This window comes from Wolbachia pipientis (genome assembly GCF_030373985.1).
GTDB classification, from domain to species: Bacteria; Pseudomonadota; Alphaproteobacteria; order Rickettsiales; family Anaplasmataceae; genus Wolbachia; species Wolbachia pipientis_D.
In genome coordinates this window covers 176,831-202,577 of record NZ_JAUCRB010000002.1, presented here as the reverse complement: position 1 = coordinate 202,577, position 25,747 = coordinate 176,831, and the positions used below count along the sequence as shown (strand labels likewise).

Here is a 25,747-nt window from a genome sequence, read left to right as displayed (position 1 = left end):
TTACATGCACCATATGCAATTTTTATTGCAAAAATATTAACAGCAGTTAGCTAACTTTAAGTTAATATAATAAAATATTAATATACATGAATAGAAAATATAAACAATGGTAAAAGGAGATAGCTTTCCTTACCACCTAATTCAGAGTTGAGAGTCCTTAATAACTCTCCAACCCCCACCTTGGCCTCGGTGCAAAGTTTAACGGATCTATATAGTTTCTCTGCAATCTTTCAACTCCTGTCCATCCAACCATTACTGCATTGTCTGTACATAGGTTGTTAGGGGGGAAAAATATGTTTAAGTTTATGTGTTTCCTTAGTTTTTCTCTCAGGAAGTTATTTGCTGCAACTCCACCGGTAATCACAAAGTCATTGATTTCTACATTTAAAGATTCAGCCATAGTAATAGCATTTTTGGCTCTATCTAATAATATATCGCTGATACACTCTTGAAACGAAGCACATATATCACACACATCTTGCTCACTCATTCTAAGCTCTTGAACTAAGTTTTTTACTGCAGTTTTGATTCCAGAAAACGAGAAATTACATCCAGAACGTTTTACCATTGCCCTTGGAAGTTTAAATCTTATTCCATCGCCTTTTTTAGCTAACTTTTCTATCAATGGGCCTCCTGGATAGTTTAAACTCAGCATCTTAGCGACTTTATCAAATGCTTCTCCTAAAGAATCATCGAGCGTTTCTCCGAGTTTTACATATTTACCTACATCCTGTGCAATTAAAAATTGGCAGTGGCCACCTGATATTAATAGGACTAAAAATGGAAATTTGACCTCATATAGTAACCTGATAACCAATGTGTGCGCTTCTAAGTGATTAACCGCAATAAACGGTTTTTGTACTACGTGTGCAATTGCTTTAGCCATCATTGTACCAACTATCAATCCACCTATGAGTCCTGGTCCTGATGTTGCTGCAATCGCATCCAGATCACAAAAGTTAAGGTTAGATTTTTCCATGGCGCTTTTTATTAGACTACTCAAATGCTCCATATGAGCACGTGATGCTATCTCAGGGACCACGCCACCGCATTTGTTGTGTTCTGTTTGGGAAAGAATCTCGTGGGCAAGGATTTGCTTGTCACTGTTTACAGTCGCTACTGCAGTTTCATCGCAGCTTGTTTCAACAGCTAGAATGGTTTTCATTTATGTTTGGTTATGTATTATCAAAACTATACTTTGAAACACTGTGAAAGTTAAGAAAAGATTACACCCTTATGAAACAAGCTGCTGTAATTAAAATGAGTGAGATCTGCTGGATTCCAGCATCACGGGCACAATTGTAAACATTTATTTGCGAAAGCAGTGTGTTAAATGTTATAGACGGTTTTGCCTCAAACACAAAGTGTCATCAGCGCGTGACTCTGGGACCTATATCAGACACGGGGCCGAAATCAGCTATATCCTAGTGTCTAGGCACTGGGATGACATCGTCCTTTTTCCTATTGCTGATGCTGTGGTATACAGAATATCTTGTTGATGTAGCAATAGATCAATTTCATGGCAATCAGCGGTGTGTTGCTTAGTGCAACCGTACCTCATACCTACGCGATATCTCTAGATCCTGCTAACACGCAGCGGAATATCGGTTTCTTTACAATAGATTCCTTAACAAACTGGATTTCAGTTTTTTTAATAATTGTGTGCTATTAATTATATATAAGTCTCCATTTTTGAGAGAGTATAAGATGATTTCTAAAAATTTAGAGGTAAGTTTGAATAGAGCATTACTGATAGCTTCTAATTTCAATGTTAAGTATGCAAAAGTAGAACATTTATTGTTGGCGTTAACTAAGGATGTAGATGTAAATTATGTTTTATCAAAATGTAACATCAGAGCTGATGAAATCATAAACATAGATAACATTCTCTCAAGGTGCAATGTCAAGGTTAATGGCTATAGCAATAATTTAAAAGGTCTTTCACAAGACAATTCTGAATCGACTATCAATGGAGTTAAGCCTAATTCACTATTTCAATGCCTAATACATAGGGCAATAATACGTGCTCACAGCTTGGGGAGAAAAGAAATAAATGGAGCAAATGTTCTAGTAGAAATTTTATCCGAACAAAATTTTTACATTGAAGATCTATTGCAGAAACAAAATGCAAAGGATTCCAATTTGATTTACCACATATCCAACATGAAATACTCTAACGATATAGACGAATATACCACTAATAGTAAGGTAAAACTTGATAAGAATAGCGACATCTCCACTGCAGTAAATAAAGGTGAGTTATTAAAAGATGAGGAAATTCTACAAAGTTACTGTAAAAATTTAAATGATTATGCGAGAAGTAAAAAAATAGATTACGTTATTGGTCGTGATTATGAATTAAATCGCACTATAGAAATATTGTTAAGACGCAGAAAAAACAACCCTTTATATGTTGGAGATCCGGGCGTCGGCAAAACAACAATAGTTGAAGGTTTAGTATTGAAAATCATCGAAGGCAGTGTTCCGAGTGCGCTGAGGGCCAGCATAATTTATGCTTTAGATTTAGGATCACTCCTTGCAGGAACACGTTATAGGGGTGATTTTGAAGAGAGAATAAAATCCATAATAAAGGCAATTGAGGCAAAGCCGGGTGCTATTCTTTTTATTGACGAAATACACACAATCATTGGAGCCGGTTCAACAAGTGGTAGCTTTCTTGATGCTAGTAATCTGCTCAAGCCCACACTTGCAAGAGGTACATTGCGTTGTATAGGTGCAACTACATACAGAGAATACAGCAGTAGCTTTGAAAAAGATAAAGCATTAGCAAGAAGGTTTCAAAAAATTAATGTGAAAGAGTCTTCTGTTAATGAGACAATAAAGATACTAAACGGTATAAAGCACTACTACGAAGGGTACCATGGGATATATTATACGAAACATGCTATTAAGTCTGCAGCTGAACTCTCACATAAGTATATCAGTGGGCGAATATTACCTGATAAAGCAGTTGATGTTATAGATGAAGCAGGGGCACATTGTAAGTTACTAAAAGACAGACGTAAAATTGTAAACAGTAGAGATATTAAGGACACTATCACTAGAATTACAAACGTACCCTGTGGTTCTAAATTTGATGATATGCAAAGAGTCATATCTCTAAAAGAAAATCTCGAGAAGGTAATTTTTGGTCAAGGGCAAGCAATAGAATCCCTCGTTAACTCTATTAAAATTGCTAAATCTGGGTTGAGAAATTATAATAAACCTTTAGCAAATTATCTTTTTGCTGGACCAACTGGTGTAGGGAAGACTGAACTTGCGAAGCAGTTAGCAAAAAGCATGGATATGAATCTTATACGCTTTGATATGTCTGAATATATGGAATCTCATACAATATCTAGAATGATTGGCTCTCCCCCTGGGTATATAGGCTATGATCAGGGTGGATTACTCACAGAATCTATAGCTAATAATCAATACAGCGTTGTGCTTCTTGACGAAATTGAGAAAGCTCACAGTGATATTTATAATATATTGCTACAAATCATGGATTATGGTTGTGTTACAGACACCTACGGGCGTAAAGTTAACTTTTCCAATGTAATTTTAATTATGACAACCAATGCAGGTGCATTTGAGCGCAGTAAAAGCTCTATTGGCTTTGGGCATAAAGATTTTAACACTAGTGATAGTGAAAAAGCAATGGAACGGGTTTTTAGCCCTGAATTTCGTAATCGTCTTGATGCGGTTATTTCTTTTTCCGACTTAAATGCGGATGTGACTTTGCATATTGTGGATAAATTCATTCAGGAATTGAAAAAACAACTTATGCAAAAGGGTATAAGCTGCTTAGTGGAAGAAGAAGTAAAGTCTTATCTTGCACAAACAGGTTACAGCAAGGAAATGGGAGCACGCCCGATAGAGAGGCTGATTGAAAAAAAGGTGAAAAGTCACTTAGCTGAAGAAATACTGAACCGTCGACTAACTAAAGGAAAGAAATTAAGGATTTATATGAGTAAACAAGAAAATAAAATTGCTTTTGATATAACTTAAAACTCTTGTATTGAGTCCCATTTTTGTTACAATTTACATCAAATTTGATACAAGTTATAGTGGCAATAAGTGATAAAGTAAGGCAAATCCTAAGTTACTACGAAAGTGAAAATCCTGGAGTGAAAGCGAACCTCGTTCGTATTCTCATGCATGGAAAGCTTGGTGGCACTGGTAAATTAGTAATTCTCCCTGTAGACCAAGGATTCGAACATGGGCCAATAAAAAGCTTTGAAGTCAACCCTGATGCTTATGATCCGCATTATCATTTTCAGCTTGCTGTTGATTCAGGAGTAAGTGCTTATGCTGCTCCACTTGGTATGATCGAAGCTGGCGCTTCAACTTATGCTGGAATGCTTCCACTTATTTTGAAACTTAATAGTTCTAATTCTCTGCACTCAAAAAGTCTAACTTCTGATCAGGCAGTCACTTCCTCTGTGAAAGATGCGTTACGTTTGGGCTGCGCAGCCATTGGATTTACTATATATCCTGGTTCTGCTAAGTGCTTTGATATGATAGAAGAAGCTCGAGCAATTATAGCTGAGGCTAAGTCTTGTGGACTTGCGGTAGTGCTATGGTCTTATCCACGCGGTGATGGAATTTCCAAAGAAGGCGAAACAGCAGTTGATGTTATTGCTTATGCTGCACACATAGCAGCTTTGCTTGGTGCTAGCATAATAAAGGTAAAACTTCCAACTAACCACTTGGAAAAAGAAAAAATAGAAGCGGGAAATATTAGATCATTATCCAAAAGAATTGAATATGTTAAGAAATCTTGCTTTGTAGGAAAAAGAATAGTAGTTTTTTCTGGTGGCGGGTCAAAGTCGGTGGATGATATATACAATGAAGCAAAAGAAATTAAGCAGGGTGGTGGTAATGGTTCAATCATTGGGCGTAACACTTTTCAACGCAAAAGAGAAGAGGCCTTGTCTATGCTAAAAGATATAATGAATATCTACGCATAAAAAACGGCTGGGTGGCAGAATGGTTTATGCGGAGGACTGCAAATCCTTTTATACCGGTTCAATTCCGGTCCCGGCCTCTTTTATAGCTTGTAAGGGTTGTTTAATCCAGCCCACTTTAAGTGGTAGCCTACTTCAATAAACCTAAATTTACCTGGCTATACATCGAGTTTAAAATCTCAATTCCTTTGGTAAGTTGATGATCTTGTCCATCGTTTTGGCTTATAACTACTACATCCGGTACTACACCCGTTATAAGTTTACCAGATGGAAGACGGTATAATTTATTTGTTATACTGATCATATCACCGTTTTTCAACGGAAAGATTGTTTGTCCAGAAGCCTTACCGTACGACCTTATCCCAACAATCTTAGCGCGTTTATTACTCTGCAAAACAGCAGAAACTATTTCAGATGCAGACGCAGATTTTTCATTAATTAATACTATTACGGGTAACCCAGAAAACATGTCTCCTTTGCTTGCGTTGTAATGCTTTTTCCCTCTACTTTCCACAGTAACTATTTTGCCACCATCAAGAAGACTATTGCATATTAGTATTGCTTGAGAAAACAATCCGCCGTGATTATCTCTCAAATCCAGAATTATACCCTTTACGGTGCTATTATTTTCTTTAATATTGAGCCATTGCCTTCTAAAATGATTGAAAGTGCTTTCGTTGAATTCAGAGATTTTAATGTAAGCTATATCGTCTACAACCTTAGTTGAAACAGAATTGAACCCAAGCGCTTGGAGTTGCATTTTCTTGAATTCTTCACTACTAATATAATAAGAATATGAATCCAGTTTAGAGAATATTCCAGCTATTGCATATTCAACCAAAGTCTTTTGATCGATCAAATTTGAGTACTCTCCCTCTATTTGTGCCAACACTTCCTCAAAATATTCAATTTCACCAGGATCAGAAACAGAGCTAACTGTGAACTCTTTGTTGCCTAATTCAGATTTTAGTTTATCTAGCATATTTTCTACTGCATATTCAATAAGAGTCTTCTGACTAGTATGCCAAATATACTCTCTTTCTATTTTTTTGATTATGTCCTCGAACAACTCAATATAATCTGTTTGTTGAGCAGATAAACTATAAGCAAATAAGGATAAGATAATAGCAATAATAAATTTCATGAGGAAAGCTTATCCATTATTTATAAGTAAAATCAATAAAATCGTCTTCTTCTAAAGTTAGAATTATACTCTTATAGCGTTTCATGGTAGAAAATAAGCTGAAAGTAAGTTGAGTGTTTTACAAAATGATACTACGTAATTTACTGTTTTTGCTGCCTCCTGAAACTGCTCATTCCTTGGTAATCACGATGTTAAAAAAGATGCCTTGTAGAAAACCTATAGAACTACCAGAGTTTTTGAATGTAAACTTCTTTGGAAACAGACTCAGAAGCCCTGTGGGTCTTGCTGCAGGTTTTGACAAAAACGCGGAAATTATAAGGCCCATGCTCTCATTTGGTTTTGGATTTATTGAGGCTGGTACTGTAACTAAACATCCCCAATATGGAAATAAAAAACCGAGAATTTTTCGGTTAATTAAAGATGAAGGGATAATCAATAGGTTGGGATTCAACAATAAAGGAATAGCCTGTTTTCTTAAACGGATAAGTGAAACTAAGCTTAATGATTGCGTTTTCGGCATCAATATAGGAAAAAATAGCACATCGAAGGACCAAATCAGTGATTATGTTGACTTAATAAAGATGATATATGGGAAAAGCAATTATATAGTGCTGAACATCTCATCTCCAAACACGCCTAACTTACGTAATTTGCATAATAGACAAGAACTATCGGAATTGCTGAAATCCATAACTCTAACCCGGAAATCAATTGACAATGCTGAATCTACCCCTATAATGTTAAAAATCTCACCAGATATTGATCAAAAAGCGAAGGAAAACGTTGCTGAGTTTGCATTGGAATATAAAATTGACGGCTTAATAGTAAGCAACACTGCGGTCAGTCGAGATAATCTACATTCTCACCATAATGAAAGTGGTGGACTAAGTGGCAGACCGTTGTTTAAACTTTCAACTGAGTTACTGCGCAACATGTATAAACTTACTAAAGGCAAAACATTATTAATAGGGTGTGGGGGAATTTCAAGTGGTGCTGATGCATATAAAAAAATAAAGGCAGGCGCTTCTTTAGTACAACTGTATACTGCTCTCGTGTACCAAGGGCCTCAAGTTGTGAATAAAATCAATTTGGAGCTCGCGGAATTGGTAAAAAGAGATGGGTTTAGTAACATTAGTGAGGCAGTGGGTTGTGGATGCAAATTTTAGAAGCCTATTTTGGTAGAATAAAACTAGTTTTCTGATATTAAAGATACAGCAGGGAATACTTCCTTTTAAAACAACAAGCAATGAAAAACTTGAACGATGAAATATCTAAAATCACTAACTATAGATTCAAAAATAATGCAATATTAGAAGAAGCATTAACTCATCCAAGCTTAAATAAAAGGAATAGCAAAAATCAAACTGAAAATTATGAAAGGTTAGAATTTTTGGGCGATAGCATTTTGAGTATGATTGTGTCTGCTATACTGTTTAAACTGTTTCCTGAAGAAAGAGAAGGAGCATTGGCAAAAAGAAAAACGGATTTAGTTTGTGGCAACACCATTGCTAAAGTTGCTAAAGAGATAAAACTGGGTGACTTCATCATCATGAATAATAGTGAACGTTGCAACGGGGGAAAATGTAACCTAAAAAATTTAGAAAATTCTCTTGAAGCGCTGATAGGCGCAATTTATATTGATGGCGGGTTTAAAAATGTTGAAAGGTTTGTTACCCAATATTGGAAAAAGTTGGCTAAGGACATGCTAAGTCCCCCTCAAGATTCTAAAACATCGCTACAAGAATGGACTCAGAAAAATAAATTACCCTTACCAGAGTATGAGCTTGCAAAACAGACTGGACCAGCACATAATCCTGAATTTACTATATCAGTTTGCATAGAAAACTATGGCAAGGTTTCTGCATGTGCTTCTAGTAAAAAGGGTGCTGAACAAAAGGCCGCTGAGTTAATGCTAGAAAAAATTAACAATGGTGAAGAAAGCAATTTAACTTAAACAAAGCAGGCAAATTTTAATTAAGATAAGAAACAAAAATATTTTGATCAAAAACAGGTATGGATAATATAACAGTACTTTGTAGAACTATCTTTATAGCTGAGAATTTACAGCTTTAGGGCCACAAGTTCGTGGCATTTAGTGCAATGGTTCTGCTAGATGAAAACAAAATTAAATACATTTTTAATGTTTTTATAGAAATCTATTATAACGGTTTTGTACGCTTTTTTCTAATGACTGTTTCTAGATGCTTAATGCTACTTTTTATCGTCTCTTGTATATGCCTACCTGCTCAGGGATATAAGCTTATCAAAATAGATGACGAAGATCATCATGATATAAGTGAACATGACCATTCGTTAAAGCAGTATAAAGATAAAATTTCCCTTTTGGAAAACAATGAACCAGCAGTGCCGGAAATTGCGCCTTTGCCTGTAAAGTTTCCTGATCTTATAGCCAGTAGTCAGCTTATTTCTATCAATATTAGTGAAGAAGTGCCAGTAAAGGATTTGCTGATTGAGATAGGAAAGCTTTCTGACATTAACTTGGATATAGATCCAAAAATATCAGGTAATATTATTTTAAAGCTAAAGGATAAAAACATAAATGAAGTAGTTCAGAGCATAGCTAACAGCGCTAAACTGCGCTATTCAGCGAATGATGGTGTGATTAGAATTGAGCAGGACTTACCATATGCACAAAATTATTATGTAGACTTTATTAATATTCAATATTTTGCTCAAAGTAGTTTTGTAGTTAATAACAATATTACTAGCAATGATGGAAGCAACGCTGATAAGGATTATAATAGCGTTATGAAGTCTCAATATAGCAGTGATTTGTGGAATTCATTGGAAAAAGGTTTAAATGCAATAATGGATGTTAACGGGGTAGATGATGGAGAATTTCTTTCATCTAACAGAGAAACTGGTGTTATTATTTTGAATGCTAGAAAAAATATTCATAAAGCTGTTGAAGAATATATTAATAAAGTCAAGCAGTTAGCGTCTTCTCAGGTAATGATAGAAGCAAAGATAGTTGAAGTCATGTTAGACGACAAATACCTTTCTGGTATCAACTTAAATGATTTACGTAATGGAGGCAAATCTATGGTGAATCAAAATAATTCCATTACTGATCTAGCAGTGAACTTTGGCGTAAATGATCTAGGAAGTTTAGTAAAAAGTTTAGACAAATTTGGCACTTCAACTGTGGTTTCAAGTCCTAGAGTACATGCCATAAATAATCAGCAAGCGATGATTTCATTTACTAAAAATCACATTTATTTTACCTCTGATATACAAAAAGATATTAAAAATTCTAATCGGACCTTAGTTACCAAGATGAATAGCGTTCCAATAGGTGTTGTGTTAATAATTCATCCAAGCATTAATGTTGATACCAGTGAGATATTCATGGATATACACCCAACTTTATCAAGAATTAACGGCTACACCAAAGACCCAAACATAGAATACATCGCACAGCAGAGTAAAACGAAATTAAATAGTGACATTCCAATTATTGAAACTAGAGAAATGAACTCTATGTTAAAAATTAAGAGTGGTGAAGTTATGGTAATTGGCGGACTTATAGAGCATAGAGAAGATAAGCAAAGCTTTAAAGCTACATCACACCAGAAGTCAAAAAGGCTAGCGGATAATATGAGGACAATAGAAACTGTCATCTTTTTAAAAGCAACAATTGTACCAACGTTTGGTTTGTTGGATAAAAAAGATGAGAATTTATATATATATTAAATCATTACTAAAAATTAAACATCACACCGATTTCAATATTGTGAGTTGATATATCATCTGCAACAGGTATCAGAATGCTGAAGTAACGATAACCGAGAAAGGTTTTGACTTCTGGAGTTATTGAATAGTCAACACCAAGTTTTATTTGATAAGCAAACCAAGGAACATTCAGCGGCATTGAATTTTGGGGTGACCCATTAATCTTTCTTAACCTAAAGACTGTTGGCCCTATACCAAGACCGATGTACGGGGCAAATTGTGTATTTTGGATATTAGGATTATAATACAAGTTCAACAAAAATGCGAATATACCGGCTGATCTATCAAATACCGGAAAAGAATTACCACTTTTAATATTGATCTTAGAATACGTAGCTTCAAAATCAATACGACCATTTTCTCTGGCATAGTAACCTAAAGATATGCTATTGAGCCATTGGAAATCAATCTCACCTTTAAATTTTTCAATACTATTAATTTCTTGTGCTACTATGTTCCTTACAATAACATTAATATAATGATCCTCTTTGATTGACTCTTGAATTCTTCTTCCTATTTCCCGTATACCCTTAACAAAGGTTTCCGAATTATCATAATAAGTTCTACCACTATTTGCACTAAAGTAAAAATCAAGTTTTTTACTTTTAACTGACATAATATCTTTCTCGTCGTATTCCTTAGGTTTGTGACATATAGATTCGTCTGCAAGGACTAGATTTTCAACAAACTGTTCATCACCTGAACAACTTTCATTAGCCTGAACAAAAAAACAGCCAATACATAAGATTAGCAATACATAAAAAACAGCAGATTTTCTAATCATGAATAAATTTACAATTTACAGTACTATACATTTTTTTCACGTCAAAAAGTTAAGGAAGAACACTTCCAATTAAATAACCTCTTTCCATTCCTATAACGTTGGTTTTCACGATACTTTTAGCCTGAACCTCTGATGCAAGCTTTACTAGTGCAAAATTTTCTGCTCTGCCGATATTATTTTGTTCAACTAGAACACTTTGTTTAGTACCCATCAAAGATTGGTAAAAGTTACCCATCGTTTCTTTATTTATTTCTCTTAAGCTTTTTACCCGTTCTTTACGTACATTCTCTGGCACTTGTGGCATCCGTACAGCAGGTGTGTTCTTCCGCTTTGAATATGGGAAAGCATGCAAATAAACTATATTTGCTTCCTTTAGTAGATCAACTGTATCCTGGAACATTTCATCAGTTTCCGTTGGAAATCCAGCAATAATATCAGCACCAAATGCTATATTAGGCCTCAAGCTTTTTATTTTACGACAAAATTCTATCACTTGTTCCCTGCTGTGGCGACGTTTCATCCTTTTTAGGATTAAATTATTACCAGATTGTAAACTTAAGTGCAAATGTGGCATGAATCTTGGTTCGTTAACTATTAAATCCATTAATTCATCATCAACTTCAGCAACATCAATAGAAGAAAGCCTAAGTCTCTTCAATTCTGGCACATCCTTTAAAACTCTTCTGATCATTGAACCAAGCGAAGGTTTGCCAAATAAATCTGTACCAAAATCAGTAATATCAACCCCTGTAAACACTACCTCTTGATAATCATTTGCTATGAAAACCTTGATTTGCTCAATAATATTGCTTATTGGCATGGATCGGTTGTTTCCTCTTGCTTCAGTAATCGAGCAAAATGTGCAACTATGATTACAGCCATTCTGGACTTCAATAAACGCTCTTGATTTATCTTCAAGTTTATTAATTAGAACAGATTCTGATATGCTTTCTTGATTGTTACTGACTAATATTTTATCGTTATTTAGCAAATAATTTTCCGCCTTTAGCTTATCTTGATTGCCCAAAACTTTACTTACACCAGGAATATTGCTATACGATTCAGGGTCTAGTTGAACGGCACAGCCAACTACGATAATTTCTTTGTTTGGGTCATTCTTATAAATCTTGCGTATTTTTTGTTTTACTTGCCGTTCTGCTTCATTTGTCACTGCACAGCTATGTATCACAACAACGTTTTTTCTCCCTGCTTTTCTTAGTGCTTCTTTGATTAACTCACTTTCGTAAAAATTTAGGCGACAACCAAATGTCACTACTTCATTCATGCTAAACTTCAATAGATCCTACAATTTAATTATTATATCAAATATCCAGATAAAGTCATTAGGCCCCTTAATCACAACAAGCAACAACCCTATTTTTCCACTGACCTATTCTTCTGCAATAAACCCTAAGCCTATATCGACCCGCCCTTTAAGTTTTTTTTGAAAGATTCGATATTAGCTTTATTTTAATCGTTTATAACCTTTGGTACTACAAAATATCCGTGCTCAGATTTTGTGTTGGATAATATCTCTTCTTTTATGCTTTGAGCATTGACAACGTCGTCGCGTACGTGAGTGTCCTTATCTATACTGCCATAACGTATAGGAGAAACACCTTCAGTATTAACTTGTAATAAAGTATCATGTATCCAATCCAACATTGTTAGTTCTTTGGAATAGTGCTCAATTTCGTCATTTGATAACCTAATTCTTACAAGCTGTGCAATTTTCAGCATTTCTTTTTTGGTAATTGTTACTTTTCTCTTATTTACAAATTCTATTAGCGAAGTGATTACATCTTCTGTTGACCTAGCTGACACCTTTACCTCCTTGGATGAAGTGAGTTAAAATATTTGCAACCGAAACAACTTCCATTTTACCAGTTTTTTCAAGTTTGTGAAGTACGGTATCCGTAATTACTAATTTATCTAGATAAGAGGAAAAGATTTTTTCAACTGCATTTCCTGAAAACACGCCATGTGTGACGCATGAAATGACAGACTGTGCTCCATGACTTTTTAAAGCAAGAGCTGCATTACATAACGTTCCACCAGAATCAATTATATCATCAACAATGACACAATTTTTATTTGCCACTTCTCCTACCACACTCATTACCTGAGATGTGCCTGCTTTCTCCCTATATTTATCTATTACAATAATCTCGTCACTCAATTCTATCTTGTGCTTTCTCCCTAAAGTCTTCGCAAAAGCACGTGCTCTGCCAATTGCTCCAACATCGGGCGCAACTATTGCTAAGTTCTCCGTGTGTACAGAGTCAGTGAATACTTCAAAGCAGCTCAAGTTAGTTATCGGTACATCAAAAAACCCTTCAATTTGACTTGAATGCAAATCAATAACTGCGACATTACTTGTACCTGCAGTTTGAATGAGATTTGCAACTAATTTAGCACTTAAAGCAGATTGCATATTATTATTTTTAATAACTCTATCCTGTCTACTATACCCATAATAAGGTATAATTGTTGTTACTTCTCTAGCTCCTGATCTCTTTACTGCATCAATTGTAAGCAGAAGCTCCATAAGATTGTCATTTGTAGGAGGAGAAATGGACTGTATTATGTATACCTCTTGATTGCAGAGATCACTTCCCACTTCCACGTTTATCTCACTGTCGGCAAATTTTGACACCTGAACAGGCGATGGCTGAACATTTAGCTTGTTCACTATTGACCTCCCTAATTCTTTACTAGCATTACCTATTATTATTTTCATAATGTACCAATTGAGCTTGTAAGATTATATAAGAATTATAAAATAATTGAAATTTAAGTTTCTTTATTCTAACGTTCTTGTCAGCGAATTAAGTACTTCTTGCACAGCTATCGGTCATCCAGGTAGCTGATAACATAGAAACAAAGAAAGTTGCTTGATAGGTTTTAACAACTTCATTACTATTACATTAAGGGTGTTTCTGGCTCAAAACTTGTCTTTGATTCGCGCGGGTTCAATGGTAGAATTCAGTAGAAAACTTAATGTATTTTTTAGTGGATTACATCAAGTTATTGGGGCTACCTGTCTTTATAAATTCTTTCACATGCAGCAAAAATCGGGCTTAAACTAAGCGTCAGCAAATTATTACAGCGCCATTTAAAGTATTAGAGGGTCAAAACTCACTACTCGGGGGTTTCTTTGCCTTTTTTTCAGCTTGGTAAAAATTTAACTAATTTCGTTATTAGACTTTTCGCATATTTGAGTAAAAAGTTACTACTCAATGTAATGCCAAACACGTGACACTGTAACCCAAGAAAAAAGGGCATAGATCCCAGCAGGCTTTGTTGCATCGCTATCTATGACAGATTAAAGATAAAAAAGATGGAGAATATCAGTAGCTTATTATTCTAGCATTTATAGTAAGGACGGTCAGTAAGTACCTAAATTTGAGTAAAAGGAATTTTACTACCGTTAACTAATCTAGCTAAAATTCAAGAATTTCAATATCTTAGCTATTTTTAATATAATTAAATTTATTAATACAAATAATAAATTACTTTTCTTAAATTTGATCAAGCCGATTGCAAGAAAAAACAAGATTTTCAATAGGTTGTTTATAATCCTAAATATAGCTAGCCTCTCATAGAGAGCTATGCAACAAAGCCATCCCAGCGTCACGCACTGGGATGACAGGAAAAGGAGGCACTGGAATGACACCGTCATAAAGGAATCAGTGGTCAGCTACTTGGATGACACCCTCTTGGTAGAAATTACCCCAAAATCATAATGTTCGTACAGCTGTGGGTTTAGGGCAAGCTTAGTATCTATAAGGTCCTTGTTTTGCTGTACCACAATCATAAAATCAACCAGAAGGAACATTACTAAAATCTTGAGCTACTGTAGACAGGAAGAGGAGCACTTGGAACAGTATCCTGAAAGTAAGAAGATTGTTTATTATAGTTCTCTACCGCTTTTTCAGCCTTATCAATATTGTCTGATTCCTTGTCGTGTTTCATTTGAAAAGCTAAACCACCAACAAAACACGCAAGAAAATTAACACCAAGAATAGCTAAACAAAATCTGGTAAAACTGGGTAAAACACACAACTTATCAAAGTTGCCAAAGAAATAGTGCTAACTGCAAATTCTATATTTCTGAACGTTTTAAGTTTATTGCTCAGATAGTCTATTTTGTCCGATTTTCTAGCCGCTTTTCTGGTACTATAGTACCAGAAGCACAATACCAATATGGAAAGCAACACATACGACTGCAGCTACTATATCTAGGGATAATAACTTTCTACTGTTTCCCGAGTCTTTTTTCCCATCTTCTTTGTTTTGATGGTTGTTAATACCGTAGTTAATATTCGTTACATTAGTAGTGTGACCACGCCCACCGAATAAAGAATCGATACAGCATTGTAATAGTAAATAACCCCAAAAACTTAAGCCGGTATTTTGATGTATATAATATATGGTTTGTCTATTTCCTTCATTGCGTTGATCACTTTCTTTTCCTGTATTGTGTCCATTATTTGGATTTTGACTTCCAATAATTCCTTTATACAGGTCTTCAAATTTTGCTTTGTTCCAACCTGTGGTGTTTTGCGTATTACAAAATTGTAAAAACCCTTTAACGTTACTGTTACACCAGATTTTTTTTTGTATAAGTTAACGCATGCCTTTTTAAAACACTATCTGCTACAATAAATACCTTCTTAAGTGAAGACTAAATTGATAAATGCTTATTCTAACAAAGTAATGTCTTCTTGTCAACTTGAGCCTGACTTAATACCCAGTCAATATCCTTTCTACCAATTCTCTTACTGTCGGTATATAGCCGTTCTCATAAAATGGATCTTGCTTGAATTTATACACATTATGCCCAGAAAACATAAGCTCATTTTCAATATCGCCATCATGTATAATGTTTTGCAGTGTCTTTTGTATACAAAAGCTTCGTGGGTCTGGCTTTTGCCCTGTCGAATGGTCACCATGATCTTTCCAATTACTGAACAAACAATGGCTCAAGCATCCCATACAATTGATTTGATCTTGTCTTATCTCCGTAAATTTGTTTGGTGTCACAAAAATAACAGTTATGTCTGGAGTTTTCATTGCTTTTGTGTATCCTGCTTCAGTCCATGTGTTAGCCAGCTCTTTGTCTTTTGAAGTGAGGTAAATCTTTCTACCTCTGCTACCAATTGCAAATTCATTATTAAATTCTCCGCTGGCATTTTCTGAAAATTTTATTTGACGTGAATTTCGTTCCTGTAACTCAAGTATGAAGTTATTTCTTACTGCAGATGAGTAAAACCCTGTTGGGCTGAATTTGTTTAAAAGTACGTCACCTTCCTCTAAAGTTAATAGCTTCTTTTTCCACTCTGCAGAAATTGGGCTTTCTTTTGTCAAAAGTGGACGAGTGCCAAACTGAAAAGCTATTGGTCCAATTTGTAGATTGTTAAGCCAGTGCTCCCAATCTTTCAAGTGCCATACTCCTCCTGCCATAACAATTGGCGTTTCTGAAAGACCGATCTCATTCATGAAAGATCTAAGCTCCGCAACCCTTTCAAATGGAGCTTGTGGTAGTTCTGGATTTTCACTATTGCTCAATCCGTTGTGTCCTCCAGCAAGCCATGGGTCCTCATACACTACTCCACCAAGTAAAAAAGAAGATATTTTTTGGTAAGCACGCTTCCATAATGCTTTAAAAGCACGTACCGATGAAATAATAGGATAATAATAAACCTGATATTTGACTGCAATTTCTCCAAGCCTGTAAGGCATACCAGCGCCGCAAGTAATACCATGAACTAAGCCTTTCGCTTTTTCTAATATTCCGTGAAGCACACGTTCTGCTGCTCCCATCTCCCAAAGTACATTCATATGTACTCTTCCATGGCCTTTTGATACTTCATTCGCTATTTTTGCCTGACTAATTCCAGCTTCAATACTATACTCAATCAATTCCTCGTGTTTTTCACTTCTCGTTTTACCTTTGTAAATCAGTGGCACTAACTCGCCGTTATCATCAATAAGCTTAGCATTTGCACTAGAAAACGTACCCACGGCATCTGCTGCAGCAAACGCTCCGCTTGACCTTCCGTCACTAATCGCAATGCCTTTACCACCTTCGATGATTGGCCACACTTCCTTTCCTGAAATCACTATTTTTTTTATCTTATTTTTCAAAGCTTCCTCGTAATCTTTGTAATCTTTTATTCTATTTTACTTAATTACTAAAAAAATAATAGCTGTTTGTTTTCTTTTGACGTCGTTAGAGCATGAGCAGCCAAATTCGGGTTTTAAGTGGACGTGCAAGAAAAAGCAGCTACTGTAGATATAGCTTTGCTAATTTTTTGCTATATGATTATAGGTCTAACTGGTGGAATTGGAGTAGGAAAGAGCTTTGTAGCCAATTGCTTTAAAGAGTTTGGTGCTGCTGTATTTGATGCTGATACTGTTATACACCAACTTTATAAAGTGGATAAGGGCATAATAAGTTATGCGGAAGAAAATTTTCCTGGGGTGATAGTAAATGGTGAAATAGACAGGACGATATTGTCTAAGTATTTCTTAGCCTATGATGAAAATTGGAAGCAATTTCAATCTTTAGTTCATTCTGCTGTGCGAAATGAACTAGAATTTTTTATTGCTCAGGAGAAAGAGATTGGTAGAAAGCTTCTCATTCTAGACGTTCCACTTCTACTGGAAACGAGATTTCGGTTATATTGCGACCTTATCGTTTTTATCCATGCAGACAGCGTTGTGCAAGCTCGAAGACTCAATGGGCGTAATATAGATAAAGAAAAACTGGATCTAATTTCCAATGTTCAGCTACCTATTGAAGAAAAAAGAAAGATGAGCGACTTTATTATCGATACCAGTACAAGCGAAGGGTATGTTTTTTCTCAAGTAAAAGACATAGTAGACTTATTAAATTCCAGCAGTTGATTTCAATTTACAGTCTGCCTCAACCAAATTACTCCGAATTTTGGTTATGTTATTTGCGGATCTCACTACTGAAACTTCAAACCTTGAGTTTGCATTTAGAAATGATTCGATTGACCTGCCAAAGAAATCATACCTCCACCCCTTGAATAGTTTATCTGCCTGCCCAGATATTGATCCAGCTAATTCATCTTTTGATGAAACTAATTTTCTTGATATGTTATTTTCTTTACATTTGCTCTCTAAAATAATCGAGAGTATATCGAACACAGACCTATCATAACTGTTTGGTGGGATATAATTTTGCTGCATAAAATCTTTCTCATTCTCATTGAAAATATCTATGAATTCTAATAAATCTTCCTCTTTTATATTTTTCGCGTTCCTCTTGAGGTCATCTAAAATCTCATCAACACGCCCCACATTATTTTCAATAAAATCAATTATTACAGCATTATTAATTATTTTATTACGGTTCATATTATAACGCTGTGCTAAAGTCTCTTGCCATTCACTAACTGCTTTAACAGTTAATATTAACCTTGGATTTGCTTCATAGTTAAACTTAATCCTCTTCCATGCATCTTTTGGGCTGTGCAAATATTTATTTATATCAACCACTGATTCCATCTCTTCTTGAAACCAGCTCATCCTGTTATTTTCTTCAAGTTTATCACACAATATTTGGTGTAGATCGTATAAATGTACCACATCGCTTATTGCATAGTCTAATTGATCCTCAGATAATGGACGTTTTAACCAGTCTGAATTTTTAGCTTTAATTTTATCCAGTGCTATTCCTTGATATTGCTCTACTATTTTTGAGTAACCAATAAAGTCATGGTAATAATGACAGAACATAGCGGCAGCTTGGGTATCAAAAATGGGAGTAGGGATACATTTAAACACAGTGAATAAGGATTCTATGTCTTGCCGACAGCTATGAAACACTTTAGTTATCTCTCGATTTAGCATTATTTTCTTAATGGATGATAAATCAATTCCTGGTGTTAATGCATCTACAACAAAACTCTTATCTCCGTAAGAAATTTGAATTAACGATAATTTTGGGTAGTAGGTTAAATTATTTCTAATGAATTCCGTGTCAACTGCTATAAATTTTGGCTTTTTTATTATCAATTCCTTGCATATGTTTCCCAGCTCCGACGTTATACTGATTAGCATATATTTTTCATTTAATAATGCTATTTTATCACTTAAATTGAACTTTTGCAATTAATGACTTACTCTCAAGCCTTCAGCTCCTCAAGCACTTCACTTGCCCTACTTAAAACAGAATCAGGAAACCCAGCGAGTTTTGCTACGTGTATCCCATATGACTCATCTGCAACGCCTTCAACTACTTCATGTAGAAAGATGACCTCTCCGTTCCATTCTTTTATTTTCACGCAAAAACATTTTACGTTTTTTAGGTATTTACCTACTTTAGTTAATTCATGGTAATGAGTTGCAAAAATGGCGCGGCACTTATTTACATCGTGAATATGTTCAATTACCGCCTGAGCAATGGATAGGCCGTCATATATTCCTGTGCCTCTACCAATTTCATCAAGTATTACCAAGGAACGGTCCGTTGCCTGATTGACTATCGTTGCTGTTTCAATCATCTCTACCATAAAGGTGGAATAGCCAGCTGTTATATTATCTGTTGCACCAACTCTGCTGAATATCTTGTCAATTACTCCAATATGTGCACTGTCTGCTGGCACAAATGAACCCATGTGAGCTAAAATTGCAATAAGAGCGTTTTGCCTCAAGAAAGTGCTTTTTCCAGCCATATTGGGGCCAGTGATTAGATGTATATCAGCTAGATTAATGCTATTTGCAATGAACTTATCGTTAAGTTCAACCACTGGATGTCTTCCATTGCGAACATTGAACTCTTTACTGTCATCGATAGTGGGTTTTGAGTAATTATTTTGTACTGCGAGCTCTGCAAATGCAGTTCTAATATCCAGTTTTGCCAGGGCATTTGCAGCAAGAGCAATTTCCTCGGATTCTTTAGCGATTTTACTACATAGTTCGCCAAAAATTTTTATTTCTAAGTTAATCACAGCATCACGCGCCATGAGGATTTTATTTTCTAATTCTTTCAACTCATTAGTAGTATAGCGCATACTATTTGCTAAGCTTTGTCTATGAATAAATATGTCTGAAGTTAACTTGTGATTTGCTGATACTTCAATATAATAACCAAGTATGTTGTTGTGCAATATTTTCAGTGCGGCAATGCCAGTTAGGTCACGATAAGATTTACAAAGTTTAGTAATCAGTTTGTTGCTATTATTCAGTACATAGGATAACTCAGATAGTTCTTGGTCATGTTTTGGATTGATAAATCCTCCTTCTTTCACAGAACTTAAATTGTTATCAAGTATAGCGCCGCTAAGAAGCTCGAATAGGTCTTTATGATTGCCAAGGCTTTTATGTATTGTGCTTAGTTCACTTTCGTCACTACTTGTCACCTGAGTGGTGGACACTGGTTCTCTTTCCTTGGATTCCAGTGTCAAGCACTGGAATGACATCTGAGAATTGGCCACTGGGTTTTCACGTAAATGATAATTATGTAAAGGATCTAGCTTAGACAAAAACTCAGATAACTCTAAAGCCTTTCCAAGGCCCATTTTTAATAAATTAGTATCTTTTGGTGAACCACGCCCTAGCATTAAACGTGATAATGACCTTTCAATATCTGGAATGCTAGACAGTATTTCCCGTATTTTCTTGCGTGGTTCATGGTTATTTACAAAAAATTCGACGGTATTGAGCCTCAAATTGATTGCTTTAGAGCAAGCAAGGGGTGATGCAAGTATTTGTTTTAATAGGCGTCCACCAGAAGCTGTGACTGTGTGATCGATAACTGAAATTAGTGAACCTTTCTTTTCACCAAATTGAGTTGAAAACAATTCAAGATTTCTCCTTGCTGAAGCATCAATGAGCATGAAACTTTGTTGCTTATAGGGCTTTGGCAACTCAAGTCTTGGAATAGAGCCCCTTTGTGTTACTCTAACGTATTCAAGTAACGCACCACACGCCATAACCTCCACTTTACTGAGATTTCCTATAACTCTAAGTTCTCTGACTTTATAAAATTCGCACAGTGTTCTGTGGGATTTGTTATACTCAAAAAAGCTCTTTGCATGCTGCGTGATTGATATTTTATAATTTTTTAAAATTGAACTGATTTTTTCATCTTCAGCGAGCTTTTCAGAAATTAGTAATTCTTTTGGTGATATACGCAATAAATCACTATCTAGAGTTTTCAAATTCGTTAAAGTATGAAAAAATTTTCCTGTTGATAATTCGAGCCAGCCAATAGCGTACTTTTCATTTTGTTCAACTACGGTTGCAAGATAATTATTACTTTTATCCTCCAGTAGCGAATCTTCGATAATTGTGCCTGGAGTTACAATTCGCACTACATCACGTTTTACTATAGATTTATAGCCCCTTCTTTTTGCTTCATCGGCTGTTTCTAATTGATCACAAATTGCTACTTTGAATCCTAAGTCTATGAGCTTGTGCAGATAAGATTCACTGCTATGTGCTGGCACTCCACACATTGGTATGTCCTGCCCACACGAATTACCTCTCTTAGTAAGCACTATATTCAGTAACTTCGCAGCCTTAATAGCATCATCGAAAAATAGTTCATAAAAATCTCCCAGTCTATAAAACAACAGATGATCCTTATATTGAGCTTTCAAGTTCAAATATTGCTCTATCACAGGAGTGTTTTTTTCTCTTACGAAACTCATAATATTTTTAAATACGTTAATCAGTAGTAGCTCTAGCTTTATCGTATGGACAATATAGAATTTAAATATAGGCACCTTATACTACGCAAAAACAAGACTGCTCATTTTTTTAGAAGATTGTGCATATGTGATGAGTCTTGTATAGCCTCTTCTATAAGCCATATCAGTTATAACTTATAACTAAATTATATGGAATTTTGACTTTTTGAAAAGTCTAAACTGCTATTTGCAAAAGGTGCGTATAATAATCTTCTTGACAAACTGAATTATAGTATAAAAATAGCAATCAGAGAAGGCTTAGCTACTCCTCTATTTTCGTTTATGAGTAAAATCGAAAATAAGAAGGTTTCTTATTTTCGTTTTTGACTTTTTTGAAAATAATATATCCTATAAGGGTAGTGTACTGGGTTGAATAAATGAATATTAAGGAATCACCATCAGGTAAGATCATTAATACACTTGCTGGTTATCAGGAATTTATGCCTAATCCCTTGCTACAAAAATTTGAATGGAACAATTCCTTAGTCAAGAGACTTTCCAGAGCAGATCATATTTTGAGTATGTTACCCTGAGAAAGGGCTAAATTGCCTAATCCTCACCTTCTTATAGCACCCTTTGTAGCACGTGAAGCAGTCCTTTCAAGTAGAATCGAGGGGACTCAAGCAACTCTTGGTGAAGTTTTGGCTCAAGGAGCAGGTGCTAATGTAGATTGCAACCCCGATGGTTTGCAAAAGTACACAATTATATAGCAGCGCTCGAGTATGGACTAGAACGCCTAAGGTATTTTCCACTGTCGTTTCAGTTGATTAAAGAAATTCACGGGATGCTAATGCAAGGTGTAAGAATCTCTCACGCAACTCCAGGAGAATTTCGTTGCGTGCAGAACTGAATTGGAGTTCCTGGGTGTACAATAAACTCAGTAAAATATGTGCTACCAACATCAGGTGAGTAGGTGAATTGCCTGTACTCCTTTGAAAAGTTGCTACATGACAGGACACTACTCCTACTCATACACATAGCTTTAAGCCATTATCAATTTGAGGCAATTGACCAGTTCTTAAACGGCAATGGGCATATTGGACATCTACTCATAACATTGCTCCTTATCGAAAGAGAGTTATTATCATCGCCTTTGTTATATCTAAGCGCATTTTTCGAAGCTATGCAAGGTGAGTACTATACACAACTTTACAATATAAGCAGAAAGGTACGAGGCATGATTGGTTTTCTTATTTCTTAAATGGTGTAGCGTTGCAATCGTTGGACGTACTATCGAGGGCAGAACAAATTAACAATTTAATTGTGGGTTGGCGAAGTTCTAAAACCGAAGGAATTGCGAGTGATATTATAAGATATTTAGCTGTAAACCCTTACTTTACTATAAAAAGAATAGTTGAAAACTTAGGTGTTGCATTTACAACAGCCCAAAGGGCAGTCATGAAACTTAAAGATTTAGGCATTGTTTCACAAATTTCTGAGGGAAAGAGAGATCGGGTTTACTGTGCAACTGATATTTTGAAGATTTTAGAAGGGTCCCTTATACCTAACACGTATCTCAGTGATTATGATATCTAATTTTTGGTCGTGTTCTTCTATTGGCAGATTTTTGCAATATTGTTTTTCATAAGCTACACCTATAAATATTTTTCCAAGTGGTCGCAATTCTTTTATTGTAGCATCATAACAACCACTACCAAAACCCAATCTATTAAGATGATCATCAAAAGCAATGATTGGGGTGATAATCGTGTCAGGGATTATATCTTCGCCTGTTTTGTTCCATTCCTTAAACCTTAGCGGCTTGTTTTCATCAGGAATTGCCGCTCTATAGCCTAAATTGAGCAAATTATGCATCAAAGGCACAACATTTATTTCTCCATCAATTGGAATGTAAGCTGCAATTGTTTTGCCTTTAATGTAACTTAAGTGCTGATTGAAGAGATTAACGAGGGAATTTGCCGCACAATTGGAATAGCCCTCGTCAATGCTTTTTCTTATAGTTCTATATTGCTTTCTTATCTTATTTTTTTGTTGTTTAATGTCTTTGAACATGATCTATCCACTTTGCAGTGAGTTTTTCTTGTAAACTGTTTTGCTTCAGGCGCTCACTTAAAAAATCAAAATCAACAAATTCCATATCCTGGTCTTGATTGCTGCAACTATACACATAGTTCTCTTCTCCTGTTTCCATATTTATATGCCGCTGCACACACTGAGCGCAGATTTCTTTCATCATACACTGCATAGGGGAATTAATTGAAGATATTGCTACATGGCCCAGCTTCAAATATGGCCTTAAAATTGTTTTTCTGGCTTCATTTACGGCCTTCATCATTTTATTAGAGCCGATAGTAATAATTTTGTCTATAACGTCTAAATTAATTGTGGTACCGCCTAATATTCCCTTTTGATAAGAGATTATTGCATCAACTATATTTCCATGAAAAGATTTGTCTTGATCCCTGCTTGTTCTTATTAATCCTTCTTCGCATGCCCAAACTACCGCACTTGATGCATGCTCTATCAGTGCTTGTTTAAATACATCATTTAATTTTCTGTAGCCAGCAAAGTATAAAACTCTATTATTCTTTTCAAGACAGGCCTTTCCTATTGAAAACAATACTGCATTTCCAACCCCACCACCAATTAGCATTATATTCTTCATGTACTATTCTAACTATAGAAGCTCATTTGGTTCAAATTTTTTGAAGTTTTATAGAAAAAGCAATTTATAGCTTATAGATGCTATTTCCCTTTAATTTGAAGTGTATCCCTTAATTCTTCAATTTTGCTAATAGACAATCTTGTTAACCTAGAAATGGCAGTAGCGTCTATGTCGTCAACAAACATTGCCTTTGCCACTTTAATTTTTCCTTTCATCGCGCTAATTTTGATGCTTTCCTGTCTGCCTTACGTTCTACCTTTGTCTCGAGCATCATCAAGTTTTTGAGCGAGGACAGCCTGTTCGCCACGAATGCGCTTTATCTCTAGTTCATAGGCTATAAATTCTCTTCCCGACCAGTTGAATCTGTTTAACTCTTCGTAAGCTTTCTTGATTATTACGTCACTCCCTATTATCCTTTCTAATTCTTCTTCGCTAGTTTCATCTCCATACTTAAAGAAGTAAACCCACTTTTCAACTACACTCTCCAACTGGACTTCCTTAGTTTTAGGAAGTTTTGGCAGTTCAATAAATGTGAAATAGAAATCTTTTAAATCATGTTCGTTAGTATCCTTATCTTGAATAATATGATCTGATTTATACCCAGAGTTATCTTAAAACAGGGTACAATCTGCTATAGCAATAAAGATAATCTCTTTAAGACCCTGGTATTGACCACCTTTATCAGCCTGTCTTGAATACACTTTGGCAGCATAGTATTGAGCACGTTTTTCAAAACCTCTATCGCGAGGGAGCTACATTTCAATCACGTATCTAAAGCTGATAGAATCCCTGCAAAGAACATCAACAATACTTTGCTTTTTAGAAGCGATATCAGCGTCCATTATAGTACTCAAACTCTATATCCTTTATTCATTTCTGCCAGTGAAGCCTAGGATATCACTGAAAAAGTGAATAAGAATATCTTTATTGTTTCAGTACCGAAGATACGGCGAAAGGCGACACCATTCTTAGGATCGAGAAATTTTGAAAAGGCCACAGCTAAAGTGCTTAAGAATATTAACAATTATATACTATTTCCTCTAAATATTCAATCTTATTTTTAACTTACAGTTTTGAGTGTTTGCCATTAACTAGATATACATTGAATTCCATAGGGTGTTAGCCATAGCTATTAAAATCGCATATATTAATTATTGTAAAATCACACAATTGTTCTGTAGAGCCATGTCCAGTAATAATTACTGTACCATTTTGCTCAGAGCGTATTGAGATTAGATTCAGCACTAATTCACACGTTGCACTATCAAGATTACAAAACGGTTCATCTATCAGCCAAATGTTTGCATTAGAAATTAAGAGGCGAGCAAGCGCAGCTCTTCTTTTCCAGCCTGCAGAAAGTTCACCATATCTAATATTAAGTACAGGCTGTAACTGTAAACAACAAACAGCTGCCATAATCAATTCTCTACTATCTCGTATTCCTGCCCAGAATCCTATGTTTTCAGCAACAGTGAAGCTATCCTTACAGGCATTTTTGTGCCCTATATAGACCATAGAAGATATATAGGATTTTGGGTCTTCATATATGTCTTTCCCACAGTGCTTTATATTGCCGGATACTGGCGGCAAGAGCCCGGATAAACTTCTAATTAGACTGGTTTTACCACTACCGTTTGGGCCAGTGATTAAGATTTTCGATTTTGGCTCAGCTTTAAAACTAAGATTTTTAAATAATACTTTGTTGTTGCGAGTGCAGGATAAACTTTCACATTCAAGCAT

Annotated in this window: 21 protein-coding genes, 1 tRNA gene and 1 pseudogene; 9 read left to right on the top strand and 14 right to left on the bottom strand. The window is 35.4% G+C overall.

All coding sequences use genetic code 11. The features are described from left to right. Positions 1-157: 157 nt before the first annotated feature. Positions 158-1,165 (bottom strand): tRNA (adenosine(37)-N6)-threonylcarbamoyltransferase complex transferase subunit TsaD, encoded by a 1,008-nt coding sequence (gene tsaD, locus QUS22_RS02825; RefSeq protein ID WP_289513472.1) that lies wholly within the window; start codon positions 1,163-1,165, stop codon positions 158-160. A gap of 542 nt (positions 1,166-1,707) precedes the next feature. On the opposite strand from tsaD, the gene QUS22_RS02820 reads away from it, so the two are divergent. The 3 genes from QUS22_RS02820 (at position 1,708) to QUS22_RS02810 (ending at position 5,053) form a co-directional block, all read left to right on the top strand. Continuing rightward, positions 1,708-4,014, top strand: coding sequence for an AAA family ATPase (locus tag QUS22_RS02820; RefSeq protein ID WP_289513471.1), 2,307 nt, complete (start codon positions 1,708-1,710; stop codon positions 4,012-4,014). Positions 4,015-4,079: 65 nt separating this feature from the next. After that, on the top strand, positions 4,080-4,976 hold the full coding sequence (locus QUS22_RS02815) for a class I fructose-bisphosphate aldolase (RefSeq protein WP_289513529.1): 897 nt from the start codon (positions 4,080-4,082) through the stop codon (positions 4,974-4,976). 5 nt (positions 4,977-4,981) lie between these two features. Beyond that, a tRNA-Cys gene (locus QUS22_RS02810) sits at positions 4,982-5,053 on the top strand. Positions 5,054-5,103: 50 nt separating this feature from the next. On the opposite strand, the gene QUS22_RS02805 is transcribed toward QUS22_RS02810, so the two are convergent. Continuing rightward, positions 5,104-6,117, bottom strand: coding sequence for a S41 family peptidase (locus QUS22_RS02805; protein ID WP_289513470.1), 1,014 nt, complete (start codon positions 6,115-6,117; stop codon positions 5,104-5,106). Positions 6,118-6,242: 125 nt separating this feature from the next. On the opposite strand from QUS22_RS02805, the gene QUS22_RS02800 reads away from it, so the two are divergent. The 3 genes from QUS22_RS02800 (at position 6,243) to QUS22_RS02790 (ending at position 9,831) form a co-directional block, all read left to right on the top strand. Continuing rightward, entirely contained in the window at positions 6,243-7,283 is a 1,041-nt protein-coding gene (locus QUS22_RS02800) for a quinone-dependent dihydroorotate dehydrogenase (protein WP_289513469.1), read from the top strand. Between the two features lie 80 nt (positions 7,284-7,363). Next, complete coding sequence (gene rnc / locus QUS22_RS02795; protein WP_289513468.1) at positions 7,364-8,071, top strand: ribonuclease III; 708 nt, start codon at positions 7,364-7,366, stop codon at positions 8,069-8,071. Between the two features lie 233 nt (positions 8,072-8,304). Further along, a complete protein-coding gene (locus QUS22_RS02790) occupies positions 8,305-9,831 on the top strand; it encodes a type II secretion system protein GspD (protein WP_289513528.1) in 1,527 nt (508 codons plus the stop codon). A gap of 7 nt (positions 9,832-9,838) precedes the next feature. On the opposite strand, the gene QUS22_RS02785 is transcribed toward QUS22_RS02790, so the two are convergent. The 6 genes from QUS22_RS02785 to QUS22_RS02760 all read right to left on the bottom strand — a co-directional run bounded on the left by QUS22_RS02785 (position 9,839) and on the right by QUS22_RS02760 (position 16,804). Continuing rightward, positions 9,839-10,654, bottom strand: a complete 816-nt coding sequence (locus tag QUS22_RS02785) for a P44/Msp2 family outer membrane protein (protein WP_289513467.1) — start codon at positions 10,652-10,654, stop codon at positions 9,839-9,841. A gap of 49 nt (positions 10,655-10,703) precedes the next feature. Further along, positions 10,704-11,939 carry a tRNA (N(6)-L-threonylcarbamoyladenosine(37)-C(2))-methylthiotransferase MtaB gene (gene mtaB / locus QUS22_RS02780; protein WP_289513466.1) on the bottom strand — a complete coding sequence of 412 codons (1,236 nt, stop codon included), beginning with the start codon at positions 11,937-11,939 and terminating at the stop codon, positions 10,704-10,706. A gap of 185 nt (positions 11,940-12,124) precedes the next feature. Beyond that, the gene (gene gatC / locus QUS22_RS02775; RefSeq protein WP_289513465.1) at positions 12,125-12,478 is read right to left on the bottom strand and encodes an Asp-tRNA(Asn)/Glu-tRNA(Gln) amidotransferase subunit GatC; all 354 of its coding nucleotides are present in this window, start codon (positions 12,476-12,478) and stop codon (positions 12,125-12,127) included. After that, positions 12,468-13,394: a ribose-phosphate diphosphokinase gene (locus QUS22_RS02770; protein WP_289513464.1), complete on the bottom strand. Its 927-nt coding sequence runs from the start codon at positions 13,392-13,394 to the stop codon at positions 12,468-12,470. Before QUS22_RS02770 ends, gatC begins: the two co-directional genes overlap by 11 nt. Positions 13,395-14,494: 1,100 nt before the next feature. Further along, the gene (locus tag QUS22_RS02765; RefSeq protein ID WP_289513463.1) at positions 14,495-14,629 is read right to left on the bottom strand and encodes a hypothetical protein; all 135 of its coding nucleotides are present in this window, start codon (positions 14,627-14,629) and stop codon (positions 14,495-14,497) included. Between the two features lie 771 nt (positions 14,630-15,400). Further along, positions 15,401-16,804, bottom strand: a complete 1,404-nt coding sequence (locus tag QUS22_RS02760) for an NAD(P)H-dependent flavin oxidoreductase (RefSeq protein WP_289513462.1) — start codon at positions 16,802-16,804, stop codon at positions 15,401-15,403. Between the two features lie 174 nt (positions 16,805-16,978). Here QUS22_RS02760 and coaE point away from each other — a divergent pair, with 174 nt between their 5' ends. After that, positions 16,979-17,566, top strand: a complete 588-nt coding sequence (gene coaE, locus QUS22_RS02755) for a dephospho-CoA kinase (RefSeq protein WP_289513527.1) — start codon at positions 16,979-16,981, stop codon at positions 17,564-17,566. On the opposite strand, the gene QUS22_RS02750 is transcribed toward coaE, so the two are convergent. Then, on the bottom strand, positions 17,549-18,748 hold the full coding sequence (locus QUS22_RS02750; RefSeq protein WP_289513526.1) for a ribonuclease D: 1,200 nt from the start codon (positions 18,746-18,748) through the stop codon (positions 17,549-17,551). The genes coaE and QUS22_RS02750 overlap by 18 nt on opposite strands. Positions 18,749-18,813: 65 nt before the next feature. Beyond that, the gene (gene mutS / locus QUS22_RS02745; protein ID WP_289513461.1) at positions 18,814-21,342 is read right to left on the bottom strand and encodes a DNA mismatch repair protein MutS; all 2,529 of its coding nucleotides are present in this window, start codon (positions 21,340-21,342) and stop codon (positions 18,814-18,816) included. Between the two features lie 584 nt (positions 21,343-21,926). On the opposite strand from mutS, the gene QUS22_RS02740 reads away from it, so the two are divergent. Beyond that, on the top strand, positions 21,927-22,091 hold the full coding sequence (locus tag QUS22_RS02740; protein ID WP_289513460.1) for a Fic/DOC family N-terminal domain-containing protein: 165 nt from the start codon (positions 21,927-21,929) through the stop codon (positions 22,089-22,091). A gap of 511 nt (positions 22,092-22,602) precedes the next feature. Next, complete coding sequence (locus tag QUS22_RS02735; protein ID WP_289513459.1) at positions 22,603-22,917, top strand: winged helix-turn-helix domain-containing protein; 315 nt, start codon at positions 22,603-22,605, stop codon at positions 22,915-22,917. On the opposite strand, the gene QUS22_RS02730 is transcribed toward QUS22_RS02735, so the two are convergent. The 4 genes and pseudogenes from QUS22_RS02730 to ccmA all read right to left on the bottom strand — a co-directional run bounded on the left by QUS22_RS02730 (position 22,867) and on the right by ccmA (position 25,747). Next, positions 22,867-23,394 (bottom strand): 5-formyltetrahydrofolate cyclo-ligase, encoded by a 528-nt coding sequence (locus QUS22_RS02730; protein WP_289513457.1) that lies wholly within the window; start codon positions 23,392-23,394, stop codon positions 22,867-22,869. The two genes, QUS22_RS02735 and QUS22_RS02730, sit on opposite strands and share 51 nt — an antisense overlap. Beyond that, complete coding sequence (locus QUS22_RS02725) at positions 23,378-24,007, bottom strand: ferredoxin reductase domain-containing protein (RefSeq protein ID WP_289513456.1); 630 nt, start codon at positions 24,005-24,007, stop codon at positions 23,378-23,380. The genes QUS22_RS02730 and QUS22_RS02725 overlap by 17 nt, the downstream gene beginning before the upstream one ends. Positions 24,008-24,087: 80 nt before the next feature. Beyond that, positions 24,088-25,004, bottom strand: a pseudogene (locus tag QUS22_RS02720) (Rpn family recombination-promoting nuclease/putative transposase). A gap of 122 nt (positions 25,005-25,126) precedes the next feature. Next, on the bottom strand, positions 25,127-25,747 hold the full coding sequence (gene ccmA, locus QUS22_RS02715; RefSeq protein WP_289513455.1) for a heme ABC exporter ATP-binding protein CcmA: 621 nt from the start codon (positions 25,745-25,747) through the stop codon (positions 25,127-25,129).